The organism is Bradyrhizobium cenepequi (assembly GCF_020329485.1).
Classification (GTDB): Bacteria; Pseudomonadota; Alphaproteobacteria; order Rhizobiales; family Xanthobacteraceae; genus Bradyrhizobium; species Bradyrhizobium cenepequi.
In genome coordinates this window covers 142,202-165,240 of record NZ_JAGKJI010000005.1, presented here as the reverse complement: position 1 = coordinate 165,240, position 23,039 = coordinate 142,202, and the positions used below count along the sequence as shown (strand labels likewise).

The 23,039-nt window shown below is 63.6% G+C and carries 22 protein-coding genes; 12 read left to right on the top strand and 10 right to left on the bottom strand.

Annotated features, from left to right (window positions below; genetic code table 11):
- Positions 1 to 13: 13 nt before the first annotated feature.
- Positions 14 to 253: a 30S ribosomal protein S18 gene (gene rpsR / locus J6497_RS09015; RefSeq protein WP_027583809.1), complete on the bottom strand. Its 240-nt coding sequence runs from the start codon at positions 251 to 253 to the stop codon at positions 14 to 16.
- 5 nt (positions 254 to 258) lie between these two features.
- Entirely contained in the window at positions 259 to 732 is a 474-nt protein-coding gene (gene rpsF, locus J6497_RS09010) for a 30S ribosomal protein S6 (protein WP_225703899.1), read from the bottom strand.
- A gap of 338 nt (positions 733 to 1,070) precedes the next feature.
- Here rpsF and J6497_RS09005 point away from each other — a divergent pair, with 338 nt between their 5' ends.
- From J6497_RS09005 to gmk, 9 genes are all read left to right on the top strand, one after another.
- Entirely contained in the window at positions 1,071 to 1,787 is a 717-nt protein-coding gene (locus J6497_RS09005) for a TetR/AcrR family transcriptional regulator (RefSeq protein ID WP_225703898.1), read from the top strand.
- Entirely contained in the window at positions 1,784 to 2,809 is a 1,026-nt protein-coding gene (locus J6497_RS09000) for a fatty acid desaturase family protein (RefSeq protein WP_225703897.1), read from the top strand. Before J6497_RS09005 ends, J6497_RS09000 begins: the two co-directional genes overlap by 4 nt.
- A gap of 139 nt (positions 2,810 to 2,948) precedes the next feature.
- The gene (fabD, locus tag J6497_RS08995) at positions 2,949 to 3,902 is read left to right on the top strand and encodes an ACP S-malonyltransferase (protein WP_225703896.1); all 954 of its coding nucleotides are present in this window, start codon (positions 2,949 to 2,951) and stop codon (positions 3,900 to 3,902) included.
- A gap of 39 nt (positions 3,903 to 3,941) precedes the next feature.
- Positions 3,942 to 4,679, top strand: coding sequence for a 3-oxoacyl-[acyl-carrier-protein] reductase (gene fabG, locus J6497_RS08990; protein ID WP_225703895.1), 738 nt, complete (start codon positions 3,942 to 3,944; stop codon positions 4,677 to 4,679).
- A 293-nt stretch (positions 4,680 to 4,972) separates the two neighbouring features.
- Positions 4,973 to 5,212 (top strand): acyl carrier protein, encoded by a 240-nt coding sequence (locus J6497_RS08985; RefSeq protein WP_002716125.1) that lies wholly within the window; start codon positions 4,973 to 4,975, stop codon positions 5,210 to 5,212.
- Positions 5,213 to 5,308: 96 nt separating this feature from the next.
- Positions 5,309 to 6,574, top strand: coding sequence for a beta-ketoacyl-ACP synthase II (gene fabF, locus J6497_RS08980; protein WP_225703894.1), 1,266 nt, complete (start codon positions 5,309 to 5,311; stop codon positions 6,572 to 6,574).
- Between the two features lie 270 nt (positions 6,575 to 6,844).
- Positions 6,845 to 8,107, top strand: coding sequence for an endolytic transglycosylase MltG (mltG, locus tag J6497_RS08975; RefSeq protein ID WP_225703893.1), 1,263 nt, complete (start codon positions 6,845 to 6,847; stop codon positions 8,105 to 8,107).
- A 119-nt stretch (positions 8,108 to 8,226) separates the two neighbouring features.
- A complete protein-coding gene (locus J6497_RS08970) occupies positions 8,227 to 9,114 on the top strand; it encodes a YicC/YloC family endoribonuclease (protein ID WP_225703892.1) in 888 nt (295 codons plus the stop codon).
- Positions 9,115 to 9,120: 6 nt separating this feature from the next.
- Positions 9,121 to 9,786, top strand: coding sequence for a guanylate kinase (gene gmk / locus J6497_RS08965; RefSeq protein ID WP_225703982.1), 666 nt, complete (start codon positions 9,121 to 9,123; stop codon positions 9,784 to 9,786).
- A gap of 6 nt (positions 9,787 to 9,792) precedes the next feature.
- Here the strand turns inward: gmk and J6497_RS08960 are convergent, their stop codons facing one another.
- The 8 genes from J6497_RS08960 to lptF all read right to left on the bottom strand — a co-directional run bounded on the left by J6497_RS08960 (position 9,793) and on the right by lptF (position 19,639).
- Positions 9,793 to 10,707, bottom strand: coding sequence for a hypothetical protein (locus J6497_RS08960; RefSeq protein ID WP_225703891.1), 915 nt, complete (start codon positions 10,705 to 10,707; stop codon positions 9,793 to 9,795).
- Between the two features lie 240 nt (positions 10,708 to 10,947).
- Positions 10,948 to 12,006 (bottom strand): alcohol dehydrogenase, encoded by a 1,059-nt coding sequence (locus tag J6497_RS08955; RefSeq protein WP_225703890.1) that lies wholly within the window; start codon positions 12,004 to 12,006, stop codon positions 10,948 to 10,950.
- Positions 12,007 to 12,018: 12 nt separating this feature from the next.
- Entirely contained in the window at positions 12,019 to 12,885 is an 867-nt protein-coding gene (gene rsmA, locus J6497_RS08950; RefSeq protein WP_225703889.1) for a 16S rRNA (adenine(1518)-N(6)/adenine(1519)-N(6))-dimethyltransferase RsmA, read from the bottom strand.
- On the bottom strand, positions 12,882 to 13,886 hold the full coding sequence (gene pdxA / locus J6497_RS08945) for a 4-hydroxythreonine-4-phosphate dehydrogenase PdxA (protein WP_225703981.1): 1,005 nt from the start codon (positions 13,884 to 13,886) through the stop codon (positions 12,882 to 12,884). Before pdxA ends, rsmA begins: the two co-directional genes overlap by 4 nt.
- A 2-nt stretch (positions 13,887 to 13,888) precedes the next feature.
- Positions 13,889 to 14,821: a SurA N-terminal domain-containing protein gene (locus tag J6497_RS08940; RefSeq protein WP_376708187.1), complete on the bottom strand. Its 933-nt coding sequence runs from the start codon at positions 14,819 to 14,821 to the stop codon at positions 13,889 to 13,891.
- 68 nt (positions 14,822 to 14,889) lie between these two features.
- Positions 14,890 to 17,379, bottom strand: coding sequence for an LPS-assembly protein LptD (locus J6497_RS08935; RefSeq protein ID WP_225703887.1), 2,490 nt, complete (start codon positions 17,377 to 17,379; stop codon positions 14,890 to 14,892).
- Positions 17,379 to 18,476, bottom strand: a complete 1,098-nt coding sequence (gene lptG, locus J6497_RS08930) for an LPS export ABC transporter permease LptG (protein ID WP_225703886.1) — start codon at positions 18,474 to 18,476, stop codon at positions 17,379 to 17,381. The genes J6497_RS08935 and lptG overlap by 1 nt, the downstream gene beginning before the upstream one ends.
- Positions 18,473 to 19,639, bottom strand: a complete 1,167-nt coding sequence (lptF, locus tag J6497_RS08925) for an LPS export ABC transporter permease LptF (protein WP_225703885.1) — start codon at positions 19,637 to 19,639, stop codon at positions 18,473 to 18,475. Before lptF ends, lptG begins: the two co-directional genes overlap by 4 nt.
- Before the next feature lie 352 nt (positions 19,640 to 19,991).
- On the opposite strand from lptF, the gene J6497_RS08920 reads away from it, so the two are divergent.
- The 3 genes from J6497_RS08920 to J6497_RS08910 all read left to right on the top strand — a co-directional run bounded on the left by J6497_RS08920 (position 19,992) and on the right by J6497_RS08910 (position 22,694).
- Positions 19,992 to 21,494: a leucyl aminopeptidase gene (locus tag J6497_RS08920; RefSeq protein ID WP_225703884.1), complete on the top strand. Its 1,503-nt coding sequence runs from the start codon at positions 19,992 to 19,994 to the stop codon at positions 21,492 to 21,494.
- A 5-nt stretch (positions 21,495 to 21,499) separates the two neighbouring features.
- The gene (locus J6497_RS08915) at positions 21,500 to 21,952 is read left to right on the top strand and encodes a DNA polymerase III subunit chi (protein ID WP_225703883.1); all 453 of its coding nucleotides are present in this window, start codon (positions 21,500 to 21,502) and stop codon (positions 21,950 to 21,952) included.
- A 190-nt stretch (positions 21,953 to 22,142) separates the two neighbouring features.
- Complete coding sequence (locus J6497_RS08910; RefSeq protein WP_376708182.1) at positions 22,143 to 22,694, top strand: hypothetical protein; 552 nt, start codon at positions 22,143 to 22,145, stop codon at positions 22,692 to 22,694.
- The last annotated feature ends 345 nt before the right edge of the window (positions 22,695 to 23,039 follow it).

The window sequence follows — 23,039 nt, the reverse complement described above, 5'->3', positions numbered from 1 at the left end:
CGGACCCGATCGATTAGCGAATCACGTAGGGCAAGAGGCCGAGGAAGCGTGCGCGCTTGATGGCGCGGGCGAGTTCACGCTGCTTCTTGGCGGACACGGCCGTGATGCGGCTCGGCACGATCTTGCCGCGCTCGGAAACATAACGCATCAGCAGCTTGGAATCCTTGTAGTCGATCTTCGGCGCATTCGGACCCGTGAACGGGCAGGACTTGCGGCGACGGAAAAATGGACGGCGGGCACCGGCTTCGGCCATGATTCTTACTCCTCGGTCGCTGCTGCTGCTTCTTCGTCACGCGGCCGGCGCGGGCCACGGTCGCCCCGGAAGCCGCCGCCGTCGCGATCGCCACGGAAGCCGCCGCCCTCGCGGTCACCGCGGAAGCCGCCGCGATCATCGCGCTCACGGTCACGGTCGGCCTTGCGCATCATCGCCGACGGACCTTCCTCGAGTTCCTCGACACGCACGGTAAGATAGCGGATGACGTCCTCGCTGATCCGCTCCTGCCGCTCGATCTCGCTGATCGCGGAAGACGGCGCGTCGAGGTTCATCAACACGAAATGCGCCTTGCGGTTCTTGTTCATGCGGTAGGTGAGGGAGCGCACGCCCCAGCTCTCGGTCTTGGTGACCTTGCCGCCCGCCTGTTCGACGATGCCGGTCATCTGCGCGGTCAACTCGTCAACCTGCTGGGTGCTCGCGTCCTGGCGCGCGAGAAAAACATGCTCGTAAAGAGGCATGGATGTCCTTTCTAAAGTCGTTGGCGCGGTTCCCGGCGACAAGCCCTTCGAGACCTTCGGAAAGGACTCGACGTTGCTCAGAAGGCGGAAGCACGGGACGACGGGCCGACTGGCCCTGCCACATCAAAATCAACGAGTGAGATTGCTGAGACCGTCCGTTCAGCTCCCGGCCAGGGACCACGGATGGCGGGCTTTATAAGGATTTTGCGCGTCTTGGCAAGGTTGCCGGGCGAGGTTTTTGGCGCATTGGCAGGGCTATCTGCGACCGGATCGGTTCGTCCAGTTCGGTCTTGATTTATTTGTTTGTATATCATACAAATAAATCACGGAGACGTCCAATGGCGGCCAGACCGACTTCCGAATCGTCGGCCAGCGATCCAAGACATGCCGTCCGAGCCACGCGTGCGGCCGGGCGCAAGATGCGTTCGTTGCTGCTCGACGCCGCAAGCCGCTTGTTCAAGGAACAGGGGCTCGCCGGCGCCTCGATCACCGATATCGCTGCGGCTGCGGACGCCTTTCCGAGCCAAATCACCTACTACTTCCGCACCAAGGAAGCGCTCTTCGTCGAGGCCGCCTGCCGCGACATGCTCTATGTGGCGCGTGCGGCGGAGGAGGCTGCACTGCGGGCAGAGACACCGCGGGACTACACGCGGGCGCTGGTCGAGACGGTAACGGCGACCGATTCGGTCGCCTTCTTTGCGGAAGCGCTGACCCTGACGCGACGCCGGCAGGATCTGGCGCCGCTGGTGGAGCGCACCATCGAGCGACTGCACAGCGAAGGGCTGCGCGCCTATGCGGGGCAGATCGAGCGGCACGGCTGGCGCACGCTGCGCGATCCCGCTGCGACCTCGCGGCGGTTCTGGGCGGTTGCGATCGGTGTCATCCTCGAAGGCTATGCGATGGGCCGCTCGGCGGAGGAACTGTGCAGCGAAATGCTGCGCGTGCTGGGCGAGCAGGCCACCGCCATATCCGACGGCGACAACAGGCGCCTGCGCCTGGTCGGCGATCCCAGCACGTCCACTCCCACCTCACGCGACGAGGAGGCTTCGTCATGACCGCGCTTCGGATCCGTGCCCGCGACTTCCTGACCGAAGATCAGTTGATCGCGGTCCGCCAGCGCTCAACGTTGAAGGGCATCGCACTGATTGCGCATGCCTGGGCGCTGATATTTGGCGCGATCGCGCTGGTGGCGTGGTGGCCCAATCCGCTGACATATCTCCTCGCCGTCGCGATCATCGGCTCGCGCCAGCTCGGGCTTGCAATCCTGATGCATGACGGCGCGCACGGATGCCTTTCCGCTGACGAGAAGACCAACCTGACATTGAGCCAATGGTTCTGCGCCTATCCGATCTTTGCTGAGACGCGGGCCTATCGCCGCTATCATCTGCAACATCACGCGCGGACGCAGCAGGAGGATGATCCCGACCTCGTGCTGTCGGCGCCGTTTCCGATCACCAAGCTGAGCTACCGGCGCAAGTTCATTCGCGACATCACCGGTCAGACCGGCTATCAGCAGCGCAGGGCGCAACTGCTCAATGCGCTCGGGCCAAAGCAATGGCCATGGCGGCGGCGCGCCGCGCATTTCTGGGAAAAGCTCGGGCCGCAGTTCATCGTCAACGGGCTCCTGTTTGCGGGGCTTGGGGCTGCCGGCGTGTGGTGGGCTTATCCACTGCTATGGCTGGTTCCGCTGCTCACCTGGATGATGGTGATCACCCGGATCCGCAATATCGCCGAGCACGCCGTTGTTCCCGATAGCGGTGATCCCTTGCGCAACACCCGGACCACGCACGCCGGCTTCCTCGAGCGACTGTTCATCGCCCCCTATAACGTGAACTATCATCTCGAGCATCATCTGCTGTTCTATGTGCCGTGCTACAACCTGCCACGGGTTCACCGCATTCTCAGCGAAAGCCGGCATGCCGGCCAGATGGAGGTGCAGCCAGGTTATCTCGCGGTGCTGAGACTGGCGACCGCGAAGCCGGACCATGAGGATCGGCCGGGGCAATTGGTGAGCAGCGCACGCCGGGCGAGGACTGGCGCGGAAGCGGGCGCGGACCAGAGGGCCGGCGGGTTCTAGGGGACAGTCCTTGTCCCAATGCCGCAACGCGGCTTGACATCTGAGCCCCGGACAGTGTCTTACGCGCCCGTCCAGAGCATGATCCGGAGAGCGGAAGTCAGCTTTCCCGGAGGTCGTGCCCAAACAGGTTGGGAGCGCCATGACGGCAGCATTCACTTTTCCGGGGCAGGGGTCGCAGGCGGTCGGCATGGGCAAGGCCCTCGCCGATGCCTTTCCAGTGGCCCGGGCGGTGTTCGACGAGGTCGACGCCGCGCTGGGAGAGAAGCTGACCGGGATCATCTGGGATGGTCCGGCCGAAACCCTGCAGCTCACCGAGAATGCGCAGCCGGCGCTGATGGCGGTCTCGGTCGCGACTCTGCGGGTGCTGGAGACCGAGGCCGGGTTCTCGGTCGGTCGCGACGCTGCCTTTGTCGCGGGCCATTCGCTCGGCGAGTATTCCGCGCTGGCCACTGCCGGCAGCCTCAGCGTCAGCGATACCGCGCGCCTGCTGCGCACCCGTGGCCTAGCGATGCAGAAGGCGGTGCCCGTTGGCGTCGGCGCCATGGCCGCGCTGCTCGGCCTAGACTATGAAGCGGCGATGGCGGTCGCCAACGAGGCCGCCCAGGGCCAGGTGTGCCAGGCTGCCAATGACAATGGCGGCGGACAAGTTGTGGTTTCCGGCGACAAGGCCGCCGTCGATCGTGCGGTCGAGATCGCCAAGAGCAGGGGCGCCAAACGCGCGATGCTGCTACCGGTGTCGGCTCCCTTCCATTGCAAGTTGATGCAGCCAGCAGCTGACGCCATGGCCGAGGCGTTGTCCGGTATCACCATCAAGGCGCCGGCTGCGCCGTTGGTCTCCAACGTGCTGGCGAGCGCCATCACCGATCCCAACGAGATCCGCCGCCGGCTGGTCGAACAGGTCACCGGCACGGTGCGCTGGCGCGAGTCGGTCGCCTATATGGCAAGCAATGGCGTGACGCGCTTCTTCGAGATCGGCGCTGGCAAGGTCTTGACCGGTCTGGTCAAGCGCATCGCCGACGGCGCGGTCGGGATTTCCGTCAGCGGGCCCGGCGATATCGCCGCCGCCAAGGATGCGTTGGCCGCTTCGGCCTGAAGCATGATCCGGCTCCAGGAGAGCCGAGAGGAGATAATAATGTTCGATTTGACGGGTAGGACCGCGCTGGTCACCGGCGCGACCGGCGGCATCGGCGGCGCAATCGCGCAGGCGCTGCATGCGCAGGGCGCGACGGTTGCGATCTCGGGCACGCGGCGCGAGGTGCTGGATGCTTTCGCGGCCAAGCTCGGTGAGCGTGTTCACGTCCTGCCATGCAATCTCTCAAATAGTGCCGAAGTCGAGGCACTGGTGCCCGCGGCGGAAACTGCGCTGGGGCAGCTCGACATCCTGGTCGCCAATGCCGGGATCACGCGCGACAATCTGTTCGTGCAGTTGCGCGACGAGGATTGGGACGAGGTGATCGCGATCAACCTGACCGCGACGTTCCGCCTCGCGCGCGCCGCGACCAAATTGATGATGCGCAAGCGCTTCGGCCGCATCATCGCCCTCACCTCGATCGTCGGCGTCACCGGCAATCCTGGCCAGGCCAACTACACCGCGTCGAAGGCCGGTATCATCGGCCTGATCAAGACGCTGGGCGCCGAATATGCCAAGCGTGGCGTGACTGCCAATTGCATTGCGCCGGGCTTCATCAAGACGCCGATGACGGATGCATTGAATGACAAGCAGCGCGAGGCCATCCTGGCTAAGGTTCCTGCGGCGCGACTCGGGACGCCCGAAGACATCGCCGCCGCAGCCGTCTATCTCGCTTCCAACGAGGCCGCCTACGTGACCGGACAGACGATTCACGTCAATGGCGGAATGGCCATGTTTTGAGCGGGTTACCGGAGCGTTTTTGCGTGGCGGAATGCCCTACCGGGGGATGGGCGGGGCTTATAGTCAAGGTGAGGGATTTATGATAACCGAACCAGCCGCGGATGGGCAAAGAACGCCATTGCAGGATGTTGAAACCCTGTATATTGGCGTGGCGACGCCTGCCGTTCGCCGGGACTTAGTCGGCCACGACCGCCGAATCAAGACTATGCGCGACAGCTTAGGGAAACTACACGACCACGATGGCTCGTATCGTCTTGGGGTCGGGTCCAATGGAACAAGCACGAGGGTGAACGATGAGTGAGATTGGCGAGCGGGTAAAGAAGATTGTGGTCGAGCACCTTGGCGTTGAGCCGGAGAAGGTGGTCGACAGTGCAAGTTTCATTGATGACCTCGGCGCTGACAGTCTCGACACCGTCGAGCTCGTCATGGCATTTGAAGAAGAATTTGGTTGCGAGATTCCCGACGACGCCGCGGAGACGATCCTGACGGTCGGCGACGCGACCAAGTTTCTCGAGAAGAACGCGAAAAGCTGACGCCCTTCGCGGTGCCGACGAAGCCGGACGGACCGTTGTCAGGCGGTCCCCCGGTTTCTTGCTATTCGCCGCGCATTTCGGGACGGAGGTCTTGATATGAGACGTGTTGTCGTCACGGGGCTGGGCATGGTTACACCCCTCGGCTGTGGCGTCGACACCAGCTGGGCACGTATCCTTGAGGGCCGCAGTGGGGCGCGCAGGATCGAGACCTTCGATGTCTCCGACCTGCCGAGCCAGGTCGCCTGCGTGGTGCCACGCGGCGATGGCAGCGAGGGCACCTTCAATCCCGACCAGTGGATGGAGCCGAAGGACCAGCGCAAGGTCGATGACTTCATCATCTTCGCGATGTGCGCGGCGAAGCAGGCGCTCGACGATGCCGCCTGGCATCCGGAGAGCGAAGAGGACAAGTGCGCGACGGGCACCTTGATCGGCTCCGGCATCGGCGGCCTCTCGGGCATCGCCGACACGGCGGTGCTGCTCAAGGAGCGCGGTCCACGAAAGGTGTCGCCGTTCTTCATTCCGGGCCGGCTGATCAATCTGGCATCCGGTTATGTCTCGATCGAGCACGGCCTGAAGGGGCCGAACCATTCGGTCGTCACTGCCTGTTCGACGGGCGCGCATGCGATCGGCGATGCCGCGCGGCTGATCGCGCTGGGAGATGCCGAGGTCATGGTGGCGGGCGGCGCGGAGTCGCCGATCTGCCGGATCGGCATGGCCGGCTTTTGCGCGGCGCGCGCGCTGTCCACCGCCTTCAACGGGACGCCGACCAAGGCGTCGCGTCCCTACGACAAGGACCGCGACGGCTTCGTGATGGGCGAAGGTGCCGGCATCGTCGTGCTCGAGGAATATGAACACGCGAAAAAGCGCGACGCGAAGATCTATGCGGAGGTCGTTGGCTACGGGCTCTCGGGCGATGCCTACCACATAACCTCGCCCTCGCCGGACGGAGACGGAGGTTTCCGCAGCATGTCGGCGGCATTGAAGCGCGCCGGCATGACGCCGTCCGATATCGATTACATCAACGCCCATGGCACCTCGACGCTGGTCGGCGACGAGATCGAACTTGGCGCAGTCGAGCGGCTGCTCGGCAACGCGGCATCGAAAGTGTCGATGTCGTCGACGAAGTCGTCGACCGGACATCTGCTCGGCGCCGCCGGCGCGATCGAGGCGATCTTCAGTATCCTCGCGATTCGCGACAACGTGGCGCCGCCGACCATCAATCTCGCCAATCCGTCGGTGGAGACGGCGATCGATCTCGTGCCGCACGCGCCGCGCAAGCGCGAGATCAATGTCGCGTTGTCCAACTCGTTCGGCTTCGGAGGCACTAACGCTTCCGTGATCCTGCAGCGTGTGATCAACTAGATCATGATCCGATTGATCGAATCGGGCCATGATCTGATCTCTTTGTTCGAGCATGATCTCCACGCAAACGCTGCAAGCTTGTCGCGAGGGAAAACCAGTTTCCACTTTTCCGGATCATCCTCCGACAGGCGGATGGCAGCCACTTCACCGTTTTGCCGCAATCGCCTATGACTTCTAGGCGCGGGCGCATACTCGTATAATATCGATCATATTGGCAGGATTTTAGATTTGTCAGGCCACGATTGAACCGGCAGGATTCAGGTCGAATCGATGAGTGAGAGGCCGCCCATTTCACCGCGAAGCCCGCGCGCCGCGCTGGAGCCTGAACAGGTCCCGCCGCCGCCGAAACGGTCGGACCGTGCCCGCAATCCATTCGTCGTGGTCGGCAACGCCATCATCACTCTCCTGATCCTTCTGATGATCGGGGCCGGCACCGCCTATTACTACGGAAAGCAGACCCTGGAAGCGGCGGGGCCGCTGCCGGAGGACAAGATCGTCAACATTCCGCAGCGGGCGGGCAAGCGCGATATCGCCGACATCCTGCAGCGTGAGGGCGTGATCGACGTCAATCCCTGGGTCTTCATCGGCAGCGTGTTTGCGATGAAGGCAAGTTCCGATCTCAAGCCCGGCGAATATTCGTTCCAGAAGAGCGCAAGCCTGCGCGACGTCATCGGCACCATCGTCGAAGGCAAGGTGGTGCAGCATGCAGTTACCATTCCCGAAGGCCTGACCTCCGAGCAGATCGTGACGCGGCTCTCGGACAACGACATCTTCACGGGTTCGGTGCGCGAGATACCGCGCGAGGGCACGCTGTTGCCGGAGACCTATAAATTCCCGCGCGGCACCACGCGCGAGCAGGTGATCCAGCGCATGCAGCAGACCCAGAGGCGCGTGCTGGCGGAAATCTGGGAACGCCGCAATCCGGACATTCCGGTCAGGACGCCGGAGCAGCTCGTGACGCTGGCGTCGATCGTTGAGAAGGAGACCGGCAGGGCCGATGAACGCAGCCGCGTCGCGGCGGTGTTCGTCAATCGTCTCCGGCAGAAGATCAAGCTGCAGTCGGACCCGACCATCATTTACGGCCTGGTCGGCGGCAAGGGAACGCTGGGGCGGCCGATCAAGCGCAGCGAGATCGCCCAGCCATCGCCCTACAACACCTACGTCATCGACGGCCTGCCGCCAGGCCCGATCGCCAATCCCGGCCGCGCCTCGCTGGAAGCAGCAGCCAATCCGGCGCGCACCCGCGATCTCTTCTTCGTTGCCGACGGCAGCGGCGGGCATGCCTTCACCGAGACCTACGATCAGCACCAAAAGAACGTGGCGAAGCTGCGTTCGATGGAAAAGCAGATCCAGAACGACACGGTCGAACCGGCAGACGATCCGCCGCCGCCCGCCGCCGCTGCGCCGGCCGACACCAATCCGACCGCTACTACGACCACGCCGAAGCCGCCGACGAACTCGAAGAAGCCGGCAAGGCCCCCGCGCCAGGGCGCGGCACAGTCGACGACGTCGCCGCCTGTGGTCCAGCGCTGATCCAACGTCAAGTTGGGACGGGCGCGACGGCGCGAACCTAGTTCCACTTTCAAGTAGATCGGCTTAAGGTCGATCGCGTTTCAGCGAGTCTCACATCTCTTGCAAGAAAGTCTTATGCGATGGCCCTATCGAGCATGACCGGTTTTGCCCGAAGCCATGGCGCGAGCGGTCCCTACACATTCGAATGGGAACTGAAGTCGGTCAATGCCAAGGGCTTTGACCTCCGGCTGCGGCTGCCGCCGGGCTGGGACGAGCTTGAATCGGTCGTGAAGAAGCGCGCGAGCGAAGTGCTGTCGCGCGGGACCGTCTATGCCAATCTCAATGTCAAGCGCGCCAATGCGGTGTCGGCGGTGCGCATCAACGAAGACGTGCTGGCCTCGATCGTGAAGGTCGCGGGTACGCTGGCACAGAAAATCGACGCGGTGGCGCCGAGCATCGACGGGCTGCTCGGCATCAAGGGCGTGATCGAGGTGGTCGAGCCGGAAAGCGACGAAGCCGAGGACAAGGCGGCAAGAGAGGCCGCCGCGCTCGCCTTCGAGCAGGCGCTTGCCCATCTCGTCGAGATGCGCCGCCGCGAGGGCACAGCGCTCGGGCAAGTGCTGAGCCAGCGTATGGATGAGATCGAGCGGCTCGCCAAGAAGGCGGAGGCGGCGCCGGGCCGCAAGCCGGAGGCGATCCGCGCGCGGCTCACCGAACAGGTCGCGGTGCTGCTTGAAACCTCCGACCGGTTCGATGCGGATCGGCTGAGCCAGGAGGCGATCCTGATCGCGACCAAGGCCGACATCCGCGAGGAACTCGACCGCATCGCGTCCCACATCGCGCAAGCGCGTGAAATGATCGGCAAAGGTGGATCGATCGGACGCCGGCTCGATTTCCTGGCGCAGGAGTTCAATAGGGAGGTCAACACCTGCTGCTCGAAATCGAACGATATCGAGCTGACCAACACCGGGCTCGAGATGAAGAACGTGGTCGAGCAGTTCCGCGAGCAGGTTCAGAATCTGGAGTGAGGCATGATGGTGGCCCAAGGAGAGGCCCACGGGTTTGACGGGGTCGAGCGGCGCGGGCTGATGTTCGTGCTGTCATCGCCGTCCGGCGCCGGCAAGACCACGCTGTCGCGGCTGTTGATCGAGCGGATGCCCGGCCTGAAAATGTCGGTATCGGCGACGACCCGGCCGATGCGGCCGGGCGAGGTTGAGGGGCGCGATTACTTCTTCGTCGACAAGGCGAAATTCGAGAAAATGGTCGAGCAGGGCGAATTGCTCGAATGGGCGACGGTCTTCGACAATCGCTACGGCACGCCGCGCCGACCGGTCGAGGCAGCGCTATCGGCCGGACAGGACGTGCTGTTCGACATCGACTGGCAGGGCACCCAGCAGCTGCGCGAGAAGGCGCGCGCCGATGTGGTCAGCGTCTTCATCCTGCCGCCGTCGGCGGCCGATCTCGAGAAGCGGCTGCACACCCGCGCGCAGGATGCCGCAGAGGTGATCCGCGAGCGGATGAATCGCGCCACCCACGAACTCAGCCATTGGGCCGAGTACGACTACATCGTCATCAATCAGGATGTCGATCACGCGTTCGCCGAAGTGCAGTCGATCCTGAAGGCGGAGCGGCTGAAGCGCGAGCGCCGCACCGGCCTGACCGAGTTCGTTCGCAACCTGCAGCGTCAGCTCGAGAAGTAATTGAACCTAGGCCGTCGCGCTTTTCGCGAGACGCGCCAGCATTTCCTTGATCTGCCGCTGCGTATCTTCGAATGAAGGCTCCGGCTGCGCCGCTTCGACGTGACGCGGGCGCGGCGGTTCGACCGGACGCGGCGGGATCTCGTTATGCTGGGCAGCGAGCTGCGGCGCGCGCTCGCCGTGGTCGCGGTCCCACGGTGCTCGCCATTCATTGTCGACCTCGTAGGGGGGCGTGCTCGCTCGGTTGAGCCGGAAGATCAGGCCGCCGACCAGGCCTGCGAGTGCAAGCGTGCCCGCCATGATGAACAACAGCGTCTGCGTTGAGGTCGATGGCTTCTCAGCCGTCGAATGCGCGGGAGCGGCGGCCGCCGGCGGCGATTGTGGTGCTGCCTCGGGCTCATCGGGCGGGCTTGCGGCCGTATCGGTAGCGGCAACCTTGGTGCCACCGGGCGAAGCCATGCTCGACTGGTCAAGCCAGCGCGCCGAGACCAGCGAGCCGGAACCGGGTGAGCTGACAGTTGATGGCGCATTGTCGAATGCGGAAGTTGGCTTCTGCTTCGTGTCCGCCTGCGGTGAAGTTAGCTCAGCGCGTGCATCTGCGACCGACGGGCTCATGCTGGCGGCTGGCTGGGGCGGGGTGGCGGTTTCGGCCGGCGGCGGCGATTCCTGCTGTGCGGACGCGGCCTTTGGCGCCTTGTCGGTCTCTTGGCGCACATACCAGCATTTTCGCTTATTGGCGCGATCGAGCCGGTAATACCAATGGCCGCCCGTCGGTGTCGGTCCCTTCGGGGCTGATAGGCAATTGTCGGCGGTCTTGGTGTTGTCGACGGTTTCTGCGCCGTTCTCCGCGCTCGCAGTAAGACTGGCGCCCGCCAGAACCGTGGCAAAGAGCGCTGAGACAAATTTCGCGGTACGCTTTGACATCTACTTCCCCGGTAACATCCGCTACCCTTTAACTCCTAACTCTCGGTAGGAAGTTGGGTCGCAATGCGCCGCAAATCCGGAGCGGGCAGGGCTTAATTGGGGCTTGCCGGTCACCTCAATTGCGGCAAATCGGGGCTGAAGAAGATGGGCAGATCTCGCTAGTGCTTGGACGCGGTCCAGCGGCCGACGCAGCCGTCGGGCCGCCGAAAGTCTCCAAGCCGGAACGGTCCGAGAGGACGGTCAGTTCTTCAGCACGATGCGTCCGACGACCTTGCCGGCGCGCAACTGGTCGATCCACTTCTGGACGTCGGCCATCGGTTCCTCTCGCATCGGCGTCGGCTTGATCTTGCCGGCACGCGCGAGCGCCATCAATTCCTGGCCCTCGGCCAGCGTTCCCACCATGAAGCCTTCGATGGTCATGCGCTTATAGACCCATTGCACCATCGGCAGGTTGAAATTGCCGCCCATCAGGCCCGAGACCACGATCTTGCCGCCGCGCGCCAGCACAGAGACTGCGAATGCCATGGATTTCTCGTTGCCGGCGAAATCGACCACCTCGTCAAAGCCGCCTTCGGTTTCCTTCAGGATACGTTTGACGACGTCGGGCTCGGCCGGGTCGTAAGCGAGCGCTGCGCCGTTCTGCAGTGCCGTCTCGCGCGCGGCCGGGCTGAGGTCGGCGACCGAGATCGGTTGCTTGAACATCGCCTGCGCGAACGAAAGACCCATCATGCCGACGCCGCCGAGGCCGATCAGCAGGAGGTTGCGCTGCCGCGGCCGGTCGACCAGTCGTTTCAGCGCGCCGTAGGCGGTGACGCCCGAGCACATCAGCGTGGCTGCCTGATTGACGGGCAGCGGATCGTAGTCGAGCAGGTATTTTGCGTCGGGCACCAGCACGTGGCTGGCGAAGCCGCCATCGATGGAGACGCCGAGGAAACGCTGCTTGACGCAGAGGTTCTCATCGCCGTTCAGGCAGTCGCGGCATTGGCCGCAGCCGATCCAGGGAAAGACGGCTTTCTTCTTCCCGATCAGATCGGAGGAAACATCGGAGCCGACCTCGTCGACGACACCTGCGATTTCGTGGCCGAGCGTGAAGGGCAGCGTCATGCCGCGTGTGGTGTCGAGCTTTTTGCCGCCGCCGAGATCGGCGTAACCATCCTGGATATGCAGGTCGGAATGGCAGAGCCCGCAACGCTCGATGCGGACCAGGACTTCGCGTCCCTGCGGCTTCGGCGTCTCAACGATGGTCTCGCACAATGGCGCATCAAATTTGACGAGGGACTGGCGTACCATTTGCGCCATGGCGTTCACTCCTTAGGCAACGTTCGATGTTGTGTTTCGTATATTGGCCAATTCACGGGCCATGGCAACAAAGCCGGAGATGGGAATAGTTTCGGCGCGGCGGGTGGTATCGATATGTGCCGCCGCAGCGAGTCGAGCCGGATCGACCGAGAGTGACTTCAGACTCTGGCGCAGCATCTTGCGGCGCTGGCCGAAGGCCGCGGCGGCTACCTGTTCCAGCGCGCGGCGGTCGCAGGGCTCAGGCGTGGCGCGTGGTATCAATCGTACCAGCGACGAGGTGACCTTCGGCTGCGGCACGAATGCCGCGGGCGAGATGTCGAACAGGATCTTTGTCTCAGTGCGCCAGTTGGCGAGCACGGCAAGCCGGCCATAGGCTTCATCGTTCTCCTGCGCGACGATCCTCTCGGCGACCTCGCGCTGGAACATCAGCACCATCATGTCGTACCAGGGCGGCCACGGTTCGATCGACAGCCAGTCGACCAGAAGCTGGGTCGCGATGTTGTAGGGCAGGTTGGCGACGATCTTTGCCTTGCCGCCATCGAGCAGGGGACGGGGATCGAACTGCTGCGCGTCGGCATGCACGATATCGAGCCGTCCCGGGTATCGCTTGACGATGTAATCAAGCGCTGCCAGCGCCCGTTCGTCGCGCTCGATGGCGATCACGCGTCTTGCGCCGAGCGCGAGCAGTGCCCGGGTCAAGCCGCCTGGGCCGGGGCCGACCTCGATCACTGTCGAATCTTCGAGCGGACCCGCAGCGCGCGCGATCCGCGCGGTGAGATTGAGGTCGAGAAGGAAATTCTGACCCAGCGACTTGCGCGCCGACAGAGAGTGTTCGCGAATGATGTCGCGCAGCGGCGGCAGATCGTCGATTGCGCTCATTCAGGCGTCGTCGCGGCCATCCTCGCGGCCAGCTGCAGTGCCGCGATCAGGCTCGACGGATTGGCACGGCCGGTGCCGGCGATGTCGAATGCCGTGCCGTGATCCGGCGAGGTCCGGACGAACGGCAGGCCCAGCGTGACATTGACCGCGTCCTCGAAAGCGATGGTCTTGATCGGGATCAGTGCCTGGTCGTGATACATGCAGATCGCGCAGTCATAGGTGGCGCGCGCCGCCTTGTGGAACAGCGTATCCGCCGGCAGCGGTCCGCGGACGTCGATACCTTCGCTGCGCAGGATTTCCACAGCCGATGCCACGATCTCGATATCTTCACTACCGAGCGTACCATCTTCGCCGGCATGCGGATTGAGGCCCGACACCGCGAGCCGTGGACGGGCAAGCCCGAACCGGGCCTTCAAGTCGGCCACCACAATGCGGGCCGTCGAGACGATCAGGTCGGTCGTGAGCAATGCAAGCGCTTCGCGCAGCGAAAGGTGGATCGTCACGGGTACGACGGCGAGTTCGGGCGACCACAGCATCATCACAGGCTGTGGCGCGATCCCGTCCTTGGCCGCGAGCTCAGCCAGGAATTCGGTGTGGCCGGGGTGACCGAAGCCGGCGCGATAGAGCACGTTCTTGGCGATCGGGTTGGTGACCACAGCGGCGGCCTTGCCGGCCATGACGTCGGCGACCGCGCAACGGATCGAGGATAGCGCGGCATCCGCGCTGGCTGCATCCGGCGTGCCCGGCCGCGCCGTCGCCGACCTGCCGGTCGGTACGACAGGCAAGGCTCTTGCAAACGTGCTGAGCGCCTCCTCGGGGCAGGCGTTGGCAAGCTCGACCGCAATGCCAAGACGGTGGGCGCGATCGGCGAGGAAATCGCGGTCACCGAGCAGATAGAACGGCGGAAGCTTCAGTTGGTCGCGTCGCAACCATGCGGCGAGCGCAATGTCGGGGCCGATACCTGCGGGCTCGCCGGATGTCAGCGCAAGGGGCTTCGACATCATCAGCGATATTCGATCATGGCCGATTTGCGGACTTCCTGCAGATAGGCCTTCGATTTCGCCTCATATTTCTGGGCGTACATCTTCTCGCGAATTTCTTTCTTCTTCGGCGAGTCGATCATCGTGGTCTTGCGACCGCACAGCACGACCATCTCGACGCCCTGCTTGGTGATCTCAGGCGGCGTGAGATGGCCGATCGGCGTCTTGTCGAGCACCTCGCGAATGGGCGGCGGCAGGTCGGCCGTTGTCTTGGTCACGGTGTCGCGGATCGCCGCGTTCGGTATGGTCTTGAAATAGGAGTTGGCTTCGTCGCAGCTCGTGATGCGTTCGCGTAGCCCCTCTGCTTCCTTCTTGCGCGCTTCGACCAGTGCCGGTGTGGAGCCGCGCGGCACGATCAGCACGATCGGCTGCATCTTGTATTCGAAGGCTTCGATCTCGGTCTTTTCGCCGCCTTCCTGCGCGGCGGCGGCAACGTCTTTTTCGCCGACCTGGAGGCTTTCCTTATAGCGACCACGCACCAGGCTGGTCCAAACCATGTCGGCCCTGATGCGGGCCTTAAGCGTATCGGCGCGGATGCCCTGGCTCTCCAGCGACTTGGTCAATTGCTCCGGCGAGATCCGCATCCGCGCGCTCATCGCGGCGTAGGATTGATCGATGTCGGAGGAGGAGGGGTCGACGCCGAATTTCTTGGCTTCCTTGATCTTCACCTTTTCGTCGATCAGTTCCTCGATCACGTCCTGCCGCGCCGAGTGCTTGTGGGTGGTCAGGAAGTTCAGTTTGGTGCGCTGCTCGATGTCGTAGTTGGTGATCGGCTCGCCATTGACCATGACGGCTACGGTCTGCGCCTTCAGCGGCGAAGTGCCGCAGAGCATCAGCGCGAGCGCGCAAACAGGAGCCAAGGCCAAAAGGCGGAGGGGCAACGTCGTCATGGTCATCTCAGCCATATGGTCATCTCAGCCATATCAACCAATTCGCACCGAATTTCGGAGGTGCGGATCACACTCTACTGAAGGCCGCTCGCGCTGCTCGACGACGTCGTCGAGTTCGCGATGGTCCGCAGCCCGATTTGCAGCATGAACGCGTGGCTGAGGACCGGCGGCGTTGTGCCGGCGGAATAGGTGTAGGAGGTGATATAGTTCGCGGCCAGCACGAAGCAGTCGTCCACATAGCCCGCACCGATCACGTACTGGTTGATTTTGTTCGCTTCAAGGTCCCAACGGGCCGAACCCGATACCACCCAGTTCGACGCGACTTTGACCGAGGCGCTGGTCAGGATGCCTTCGCGACGGGTGAGATAGCCGAGTTCCGGTTGGGCCGCGTAGTTACCATACAGCAGGCTGACCGACCAACGATCGAAATTTGCGCGTCCCTCGGCCTCGAACCGGTTGATGTTCCAGGTCGCCTCGTCCATGCGCGAGCGGACGCTGAATGTGTAGGTTCGGTTGGGCGAATAGCTGACGCTGCCGACATAGTCGGAACGCGGATTCTGCAGGCCGGAATCGAGGCCGGTATTGGTCACGTCGGCGACAGCGAACGAGTTCATGCCGAACAGTTGGTAGGACTGTCCGAACAGCACCTTGACGGCGCCGCCGCGATCGAACTGCGTGGTCGCCTGCACGCCAACATTCGCGCGGCCGCCGCCCTCGACGCGGTCATAGCCGGAGAACTTGTCGACCGAGAACAGGTTGCTGGTGTCGAACACCAGGCTCTGCGCGTCCTCGTTCGGCAGCTTGCCGGCGTAGGTCTCGTTCGGGCGGATGATGACCTGTGCGATCGGCTCGAGCGTGGTGGTGCCCCACGGCTGCACGTTGATGAACGGGTAGCGATATTCGAGGCCGACGGTCGGCATCAGGCGCAGCGCCTGCGTATCGCCGACCGGAAGGAAGTTCGAGACGCCGGGCTGGTTCGAGACCGAGGCATCGATCGCGTCGGCGCGAAGGATCGCGAACGGCGTCCAGATCTGGCCGATTGGGTCGGTGTACGATCGCCGCCATTGCGCTTCGGCCGTCAGGCGGGTGTAGGTGCCCGGGAAACCGCGCAACAGGCATTGCGAGGGCAGGCGGGCCAGTGGATCGGCGGATGCCGTGAGGCACAGGCCGTTGGTATTGGCGAGCGTCGTGATCGGGTCGAAGACCGCCTCGTCCCGCGTCAGGCTCGTGAAGTTCACCTTGTAGCTGAACTCGCCGCCGAAGATCGGGCTGTTGATGACGTTGTTATAGTCGATCACCGGATGGATCACCGGCACCTGGCTCTGGTTGCCGGAGAAACTCAGGTAATGGATCGTGCGCGCATCGAAGAAGCTGCGACTGCCAACGCCGGTCAGATAGAGCTGCGAGATCGCTTCTGTCGGCAGGCTCAGGAACGATGCGAACGGGTCCCGATACTGGGCGAGCCGATAGTCCGAGAAGAAGAAGTAGTCGGACAGGAGCACGCCGTCCCAGCCCCAGACCCACTTGTCGTTGATCGCGAACTGGCCCTTGGTATCGATGCCACCGCGGAATTGGCGGTCGCCCGGCTGGCCGGCGAAGGCGCCTTGGTCGAGCTGGTCGATGCCGTAAGCGCGGATCGAGTAAGACCCGTCCAACAGGCGCTGGCGGAATTCGCCCTGGAACAAGACGCCTTGGCGCGAGGTGAAGCGCGGGTTGAAGGTCGCGTCATAGTCCGGCGCGAGCGCGAAATAATAGGGGACCTCGACGGCGTAGCCATAGGTCGAGGCCTGGCTGACGCCTGGCATCAGGAAGCCGCTCTTGCGCTTCACGGTCGGATCAGGGGTCGAGAAATAGGGCATATACGCCATCGGAACGCCGAAGAATTCGAGCTGGGCGTTCTCGAAATAGAGCATCTTCTCGGTCTGGTTATGGATGATGCGGGCACCCTTGACCTGCCACAGCGGCGGCTTCTTCGGATCGTCCTTACACGGCGCGCAGGCCGTATAGACGCCGTTCTCGAATACCGTGTAGTTGCCGCTGGAGCGATCGGCGCGGGTCGCCGCCATGCGCGTCTGATCTTCGGTGTCGACGCGCAGGGAATCGACGAAACCATCCCGGTAGTCGTCGCTGAGATCCATGATGTTGGCGTAGGTGATCTTGCCCTGCGCATCCGTGAAGCGGATGTTGCCCTCGGCATGGAGGCGCTTGGTCTTCTGGTCGTAGATGACCTTGTCGGCCTCGACGCTGGTGCCGTTGTAGAACATCTGCACGTTGCCTACCGCGGAGACGCGCTGATTGTTGTAGTCGTAATCGACCTCGGTCGCCTGCACGAGCATCTGCCCGTCATTGCGGGGCGGGGGCGGGGTCGGCCTCGGTGGCCGCGGATTGTAGGTGAAGCTTTGCGCGGCCGCAGGCGTGGTCAGGCCAGCACTGATCGTCCCCGTAAGAATGAACCCGACGGTCAGTGTTAGCAGGAAGCCGGCCAAGCGGGTTCGCTGACGGCGCACGAGACTGCGCCGCCTGAACACAGGCGATCTCAACTGGCGGGCGGCGACAACGGCCACTACCCGTCCTCCTGATACAGCAAGGCCAAGAAACCGGTGAGGCCGCCTACGCACACGGGCAACCACGCCGCAGCGATGGGATGCATCAACTCAGCCTTGCTCAAATCCTCAGTTACTTTCGAGAGCACGTAGAGCAGAAAGCCCGCACCCACGCCACTCAAAACCATCTTTTGCACGCCGCCGAACCGGAAGAAGCGCAAGCTCACCGAAGCGGCCAAAAGCACCATTGCAGCCAGCAAAAACGGCTGTGCAATGAGCTTGTGGTACTGCAGCCGGTAGCCTGCGGTCGCGAAGCCCGAGCTCTCCGACGAACGGATGTAGTTTGGTAGTTGCCAAAACGACACAGTTTCCGGAGTGGAAAAGCTGTTGCGGACCTGGGCCGGCGTCAGCGTCGTTGTCAGGTAGAAGGTGTCCTGATCCACCGGAGGTCTGTCGAGAGAGTATCGTCGTACCCCTTTGAACACCCAGCGGCCCTCTTCGAGCGAGGCCTCGCGCGCTTCGATTCGCTCCTTGAACTGCAGCTCGGTATCGAATCGGAATACGGTCAGCCCGGTCAGCCGCACGCCTTGCTGCTCGCTGCGGGCCGCGTTGATGATCGACTGGCCGTCACTGTTGACTTGGTTGAGCCAGAAGCCGGAGGCGTCCTGGATGCCGCCGCCGGGCGCCGAGCCGAACAGCTCCGCCTCCATCTGCTTGGAGAGTTCGCGCAGGTTTGCCGACATCGGATTGTAGGCGGTGGTCGCTGCGATCCCGAGCACGATCGCGCTCGCCAGCGCGGGTGCGATGAACTGCCAGGCCGAAACGCCGGCGGCGCGCGCAACCACGAGCTCGAGCCGGCGCGACAGCGCAAGATAGCAGGTCATGGCCCCGATCAGCACGCAGAACGGCATCAGCTTCTCGAGCAGCTGCGGCACGCGGAATAGCGAGGTCTCGGCGACCGTGATCGCGGAAGCCGTGACCAGTCCGGAGGTCTTGCGCACCATCTCGATGTAATCGACCAGGACGAGCAGCACGAAAATGCCGACGAACACGCCGACGGCCGAGATCACGAAGCGGCCGGCGAAATAGCGCCCGAGCGTGTTGGTGACCATGCTCATGCGGTGGCCGGCCTTCCGAACAGGCGCGCGAGCCGCGCATTCGACTTGTTGATGGCCTCGATCAATCCGGCAGGGGGCTCCACCACCACGCCGCCGATGATCATCCAGAGTCCAACACCGATGCCGCACAGCAGCATCAGGTATTGTGCGCCGACGGCGAGCGACGATTTCACTGCCATCACCGAGCAGGCGAATCCGGCCATGCGTAGGCCGAGCACGGCCAGAACCGAGCCGCCGATCGAGAAATTACGACTCTGGCGCGTGGTTCGGGGTGCGCCCAGGAAGGCAAATGTGAGTGCGGCAAACGCGAACGGATAGATCGGCGCCATGAAGCGATCATGCAATTCGGCGCGGAACTGGCCGGACAGTTGATCAAAGGTCGGATCATCAGCTGCGGGCCAGATCAACTCCCAAAGATATCGCTCGCGAATCCCCAGCGTGACGTCGCGCTGGCTCGAGAATTTCGACATGTCGAAGGCGTAACGGCCGAAGGCGACGAGGGCCGGGTCGCGCTTGCCAGCTTCGAACCGCTGCAGGTTGCCGTCCTCAAGCACCAGATACGAACCATTCTCGTTCTTCAGCACCGTGCCATGGTCGGCGATGATGGTGACGCGCTCCTTGGGGTCGCGGCGATCGTCGACAAAGATGCCGCCGAGCACGCCGCCGGGCAGGCGTTCACGGATCCGAATCGTCAGGTTCTGGTCGAGCTGGGCAAAGCGGCCGGGCTGCAGGATGTTGGTGAGCACGTCGGCAGTGATCTCGGCGTCCCATTGCTTGATGCGCCGCATGCCGTCGGGGGCGAGATAGGCGCCGATGAAGGCGACCATCGCGGCGACCACGCAGGTTGCGTAGAAGAATGGACGGAACAGGCGGAATGGCGAAAAGCCCGCGGCGTTCATCACGATGATCTCGGAATCGGTCGCGAGCTTGTTCAGCGTGTGCGAGACCGCGATCATCAGGGCGATCGGCGCGATGATCAGGATGAGCGCCGGAATCACCAGGCCAGTGATGCCGAGGAAGGTGACGATGGTCTGACCCTGGCTGGTCATCAGGTCGATGCCGCGCAACGCCTGGGTAATCCAGATCACGCCGGTGAGGCTGATCAGGACTACCGCAAACGACGCGAGCGTCGTGCGGAAAATATACCTGTCAATCGACCCCATCGATGCCGCAAGTCCCACTTGGCGCGCCAAAACGCGCAGCTTCCCGACCAATCCCTTTATAAGGGCTCCCCTTTGGCCGTGCCGCTTATCCGTCCAGCCGTCACTCTCTCATTACCATCCCTTTGATCCGTCAACAAAATGGCTGAGCCAAGGCACTCCTTCCATATGGTTAATTATTCCCCTTTGTGGCCTTCCCGCCACGCCGCGCTTGGCAGTGCGGCGGCTGGCAGGCCATAGTGTTGATCAACCCCGCGGCTGACCGATCTGGACCGCCGCGAACCGACATTCCACGTACTACCATGCCCATGCCGGCTCCCCGCCCGCGACAGCCCTGATTCTGGAGGATTTTCCTATGTCCGACGCCGTAAAGGTCGGCTTTGTCCCGTTTTCCGCGCCCGTCCGGGGCTTGATGGTGGTGTTTTGCGACGAGGCACTGAAATTCGGCGCGGCGACTGAGAAGGCGCTCGGGAAGGCGATGGACACGGTCAAGCGGGCGGCGGCGGCCAACCGGTTCAAGGGCAAGAGCGGCGCCGCTCTCGACATCCTGGCGCCAGAGGGGATCAAAGCCGAGCGCATGATCGTCATCGGAACCGGTAAGACCTCGGCGCTGAAGGAGAAGGATTTTCTCAAGTTCGGTGGCGTCGCTGCCGGCAAGCTGAACGCGGCGACCAATACCGTCACGGTGATCGCCGAGTTGCCGGATGGCGCGATGAAGGTGGGGCAGGCGGCCGCCATCGCCACCGGTATCCGGCTCCGGGCCTATAAATTCGATCGCTACAAGACCAAGAAGAAGGACGGCGAGAACGAACCGGTGCGCGCCGACGTCTCGATCGCGACTGACGATGTCGCCGCCGCGCGGAAAGCGTTTGCGCCTGACGCCTCCGTTGTCGAGGGCGTCGTCATCGCGCGCGACCTCGTCAACGAGCCGCCGAATGTGCTCTATCCCGAGGAGTTCGCGCGCCGCGCCAGCCAACTCCGCAAGATCGGCGTCAATGTCGAGGTGCTCGACGTCAAGGCGATGACCAAGCTCGGCATGGGCGCGCTGCTCGGCGTCGCGCAGGGCTCGGCGCGGCCCGGCCGCGTGGTCATCATGCGCTGGAACGGCGGCAAGAAGAGCGAACAGCCGGTGGCTTTCGTCGGCAAGGGCGTCTGCTTCGACACCGGCGGCATCTCGATCAAGCCGGCCGGAAGCATGGAGGACATGAAAGGCGACATGGGCGGCGCGGCCTGCGTGGTCGGGCTGATGCATGCGCTTGCCGCGCGCAAAGCCAGGGTCAACGCGGTCGGCGCCATCGGCCTTGTCGAGAACATGCCCGATGGTAACGCACAGCGTCCCGGCGATATCGTCAAGTCGATGTCGGGCCAGACCATCGAGATCATCAACACCGACGCCGAAGGCCGGCTCGTGCTTGCCGATGTGCTCTGGTACGTGGCCAAGAAGTTCAAGCCGAAATTCATGGTTGACCTGGCGACGCTCACCGGCGCGATCATGGTCGCGCTCGGCACCGAGCATGCCGGCCTGTTCTCCAACGATGACGAACTGGCCGATCGGCTCATCAAGGTTGGGCAAGAGACCGGCGAGCGCGTGTGGCGCATGCCGCTCGGCCCCGAATACGACAAGCTGATCGATTCGCAATTCGCCGACATGAAAAATACCGGCGGCCGCCACGGCGGCTCGGTCACTGCGGCGCAGTTCCTGCAGCGCTTCGTCGACGGCACGCCCTGGGCGCATCTCGACATCGCGGGAACCGCGATGGGCGCGCCGAAGACCGACATCAATCAAAGTTGGGGCTCGGGCTACGGCGTTCGCCTGCTGGAACGCCTGGTCGCGGACTATTACGAGGCAAAGAAATAGCAGGGATGACCGACGTCCTGTTCTATCATCTGCAGGGGATGTCGCTGGAGAGCGTGCTGCCGCCGCTGCTCGAGAAATCGCTGGAGCGCGGCTGGCGCGTGGTCGTGCAATCGACTTCGCTGGAGCGGGCCGAGGCGCTCGATGCGCATCTGTGGACCTATAGCGACGATTCCTTCCTGCCGCACGCCACCTGGCGTGTCGCCGATGCATCGGACCAACCGATCATCCTCGCAATCGATGACGGTAATCCGAACCGCGCCAATGTGCGCTTCCTGGTCGACAACGCGGCGCTTCCCGAAGACTGCGACAGCTACGAGCGGGTGGTGCTGGTGTTCAACGGCGACGATACTGAGGCGGTGGCGGCGGCGCGGGAGAGCTGGACCGCCTGCAAGGCACGCGGGTTCGAGGTGACCTACTGGCAGACCGACGAGCGCGGCCGCTGGCAGCGCCGGCAATAGAAGGTTGCGAAATTAATGATAATTTGCAACTTGTGTCCCGGAGTCGGCAGGCAGCCACGGTCATGCCGCAAAGGGATGTTGGGACAAGCCTTTTCGGGCAAAGACGCGCACCGCGCGTGACACTTGGATACCGCTTCGCGCAAAGAAGGCGCGGCGGGACAAGAGGGTAGAGACGGGAGCCCAATCGATCGTGCGAGACGGAACACTTACTCGGAAACCGCTGCTGGCCCTCCTTCTGCTTGCGCCGGTCGTCTCTGGCTGTTCCAGCGGCTCGGATATCTTCTCAAAGGATGCCGAGTGGTTCTCGCGGCCCGGCCGGACGTTCATCCGCAACGTTTCGATCGAGACGCCGCCGTTGACGCCGACCAAGCCGGTCACCGCCGAAGACATGGTCAGCGCCGAGGGTGGATGCCCTGGGATGGCGCCAGCGGGAGCGGGACCTGCGAATGCCAATGCGCTCGCCGACGGCGCAGCCGGTGCACCACCGCCGCAGAACGTCGGGTCGGTCGCGCTTGGACATACCGAGTGCGATGTGGTGCGCGGCATCGGCGCGCCCGACAATGTCAACGTCTCCAACAATGCGCGCGGCGATCGCCTCGCCGTCATCACCTATACGCACGGGCCGCGCGCCGGCATCTACACGTTCAGAGCCGGCCGCTTGTCGTCGATCGAGCGCGTTGAAGAGCCCGCGCCGCAGCCGAAGGCCGGCAAGTCCAGGGCGAGGAAGCCGCCGGCGACGTAAGGCTGGCGAGGGCTATCCGCTGTCGTCCCGCGAAAGCGGGGACCCATAACCACGGGGGTTATTGTGGTGCGAGCAAGCGGTTGCAGCGGAACACACGACGGTGGTTATGGGTAGCCAGGACGACGGGAGATATCTGATTTGAATTTCAAACAGCGGTGAGGATGTGCGTTCGCGTTCTCGCGACGCATTGCCCGAGCTTTGCTGCACTTTCCACCCTCGCATCGAAGTGAGGGCGCAGGGAAAGCCGGGTGCCGGTCGCACCCGTGGGCCCCGTGCAACAAAAAGCACGGGGTAGGACCACAGGTCAACCGGAGCAACACCGGCTTTCCCTGCGCAGTGGTTTAC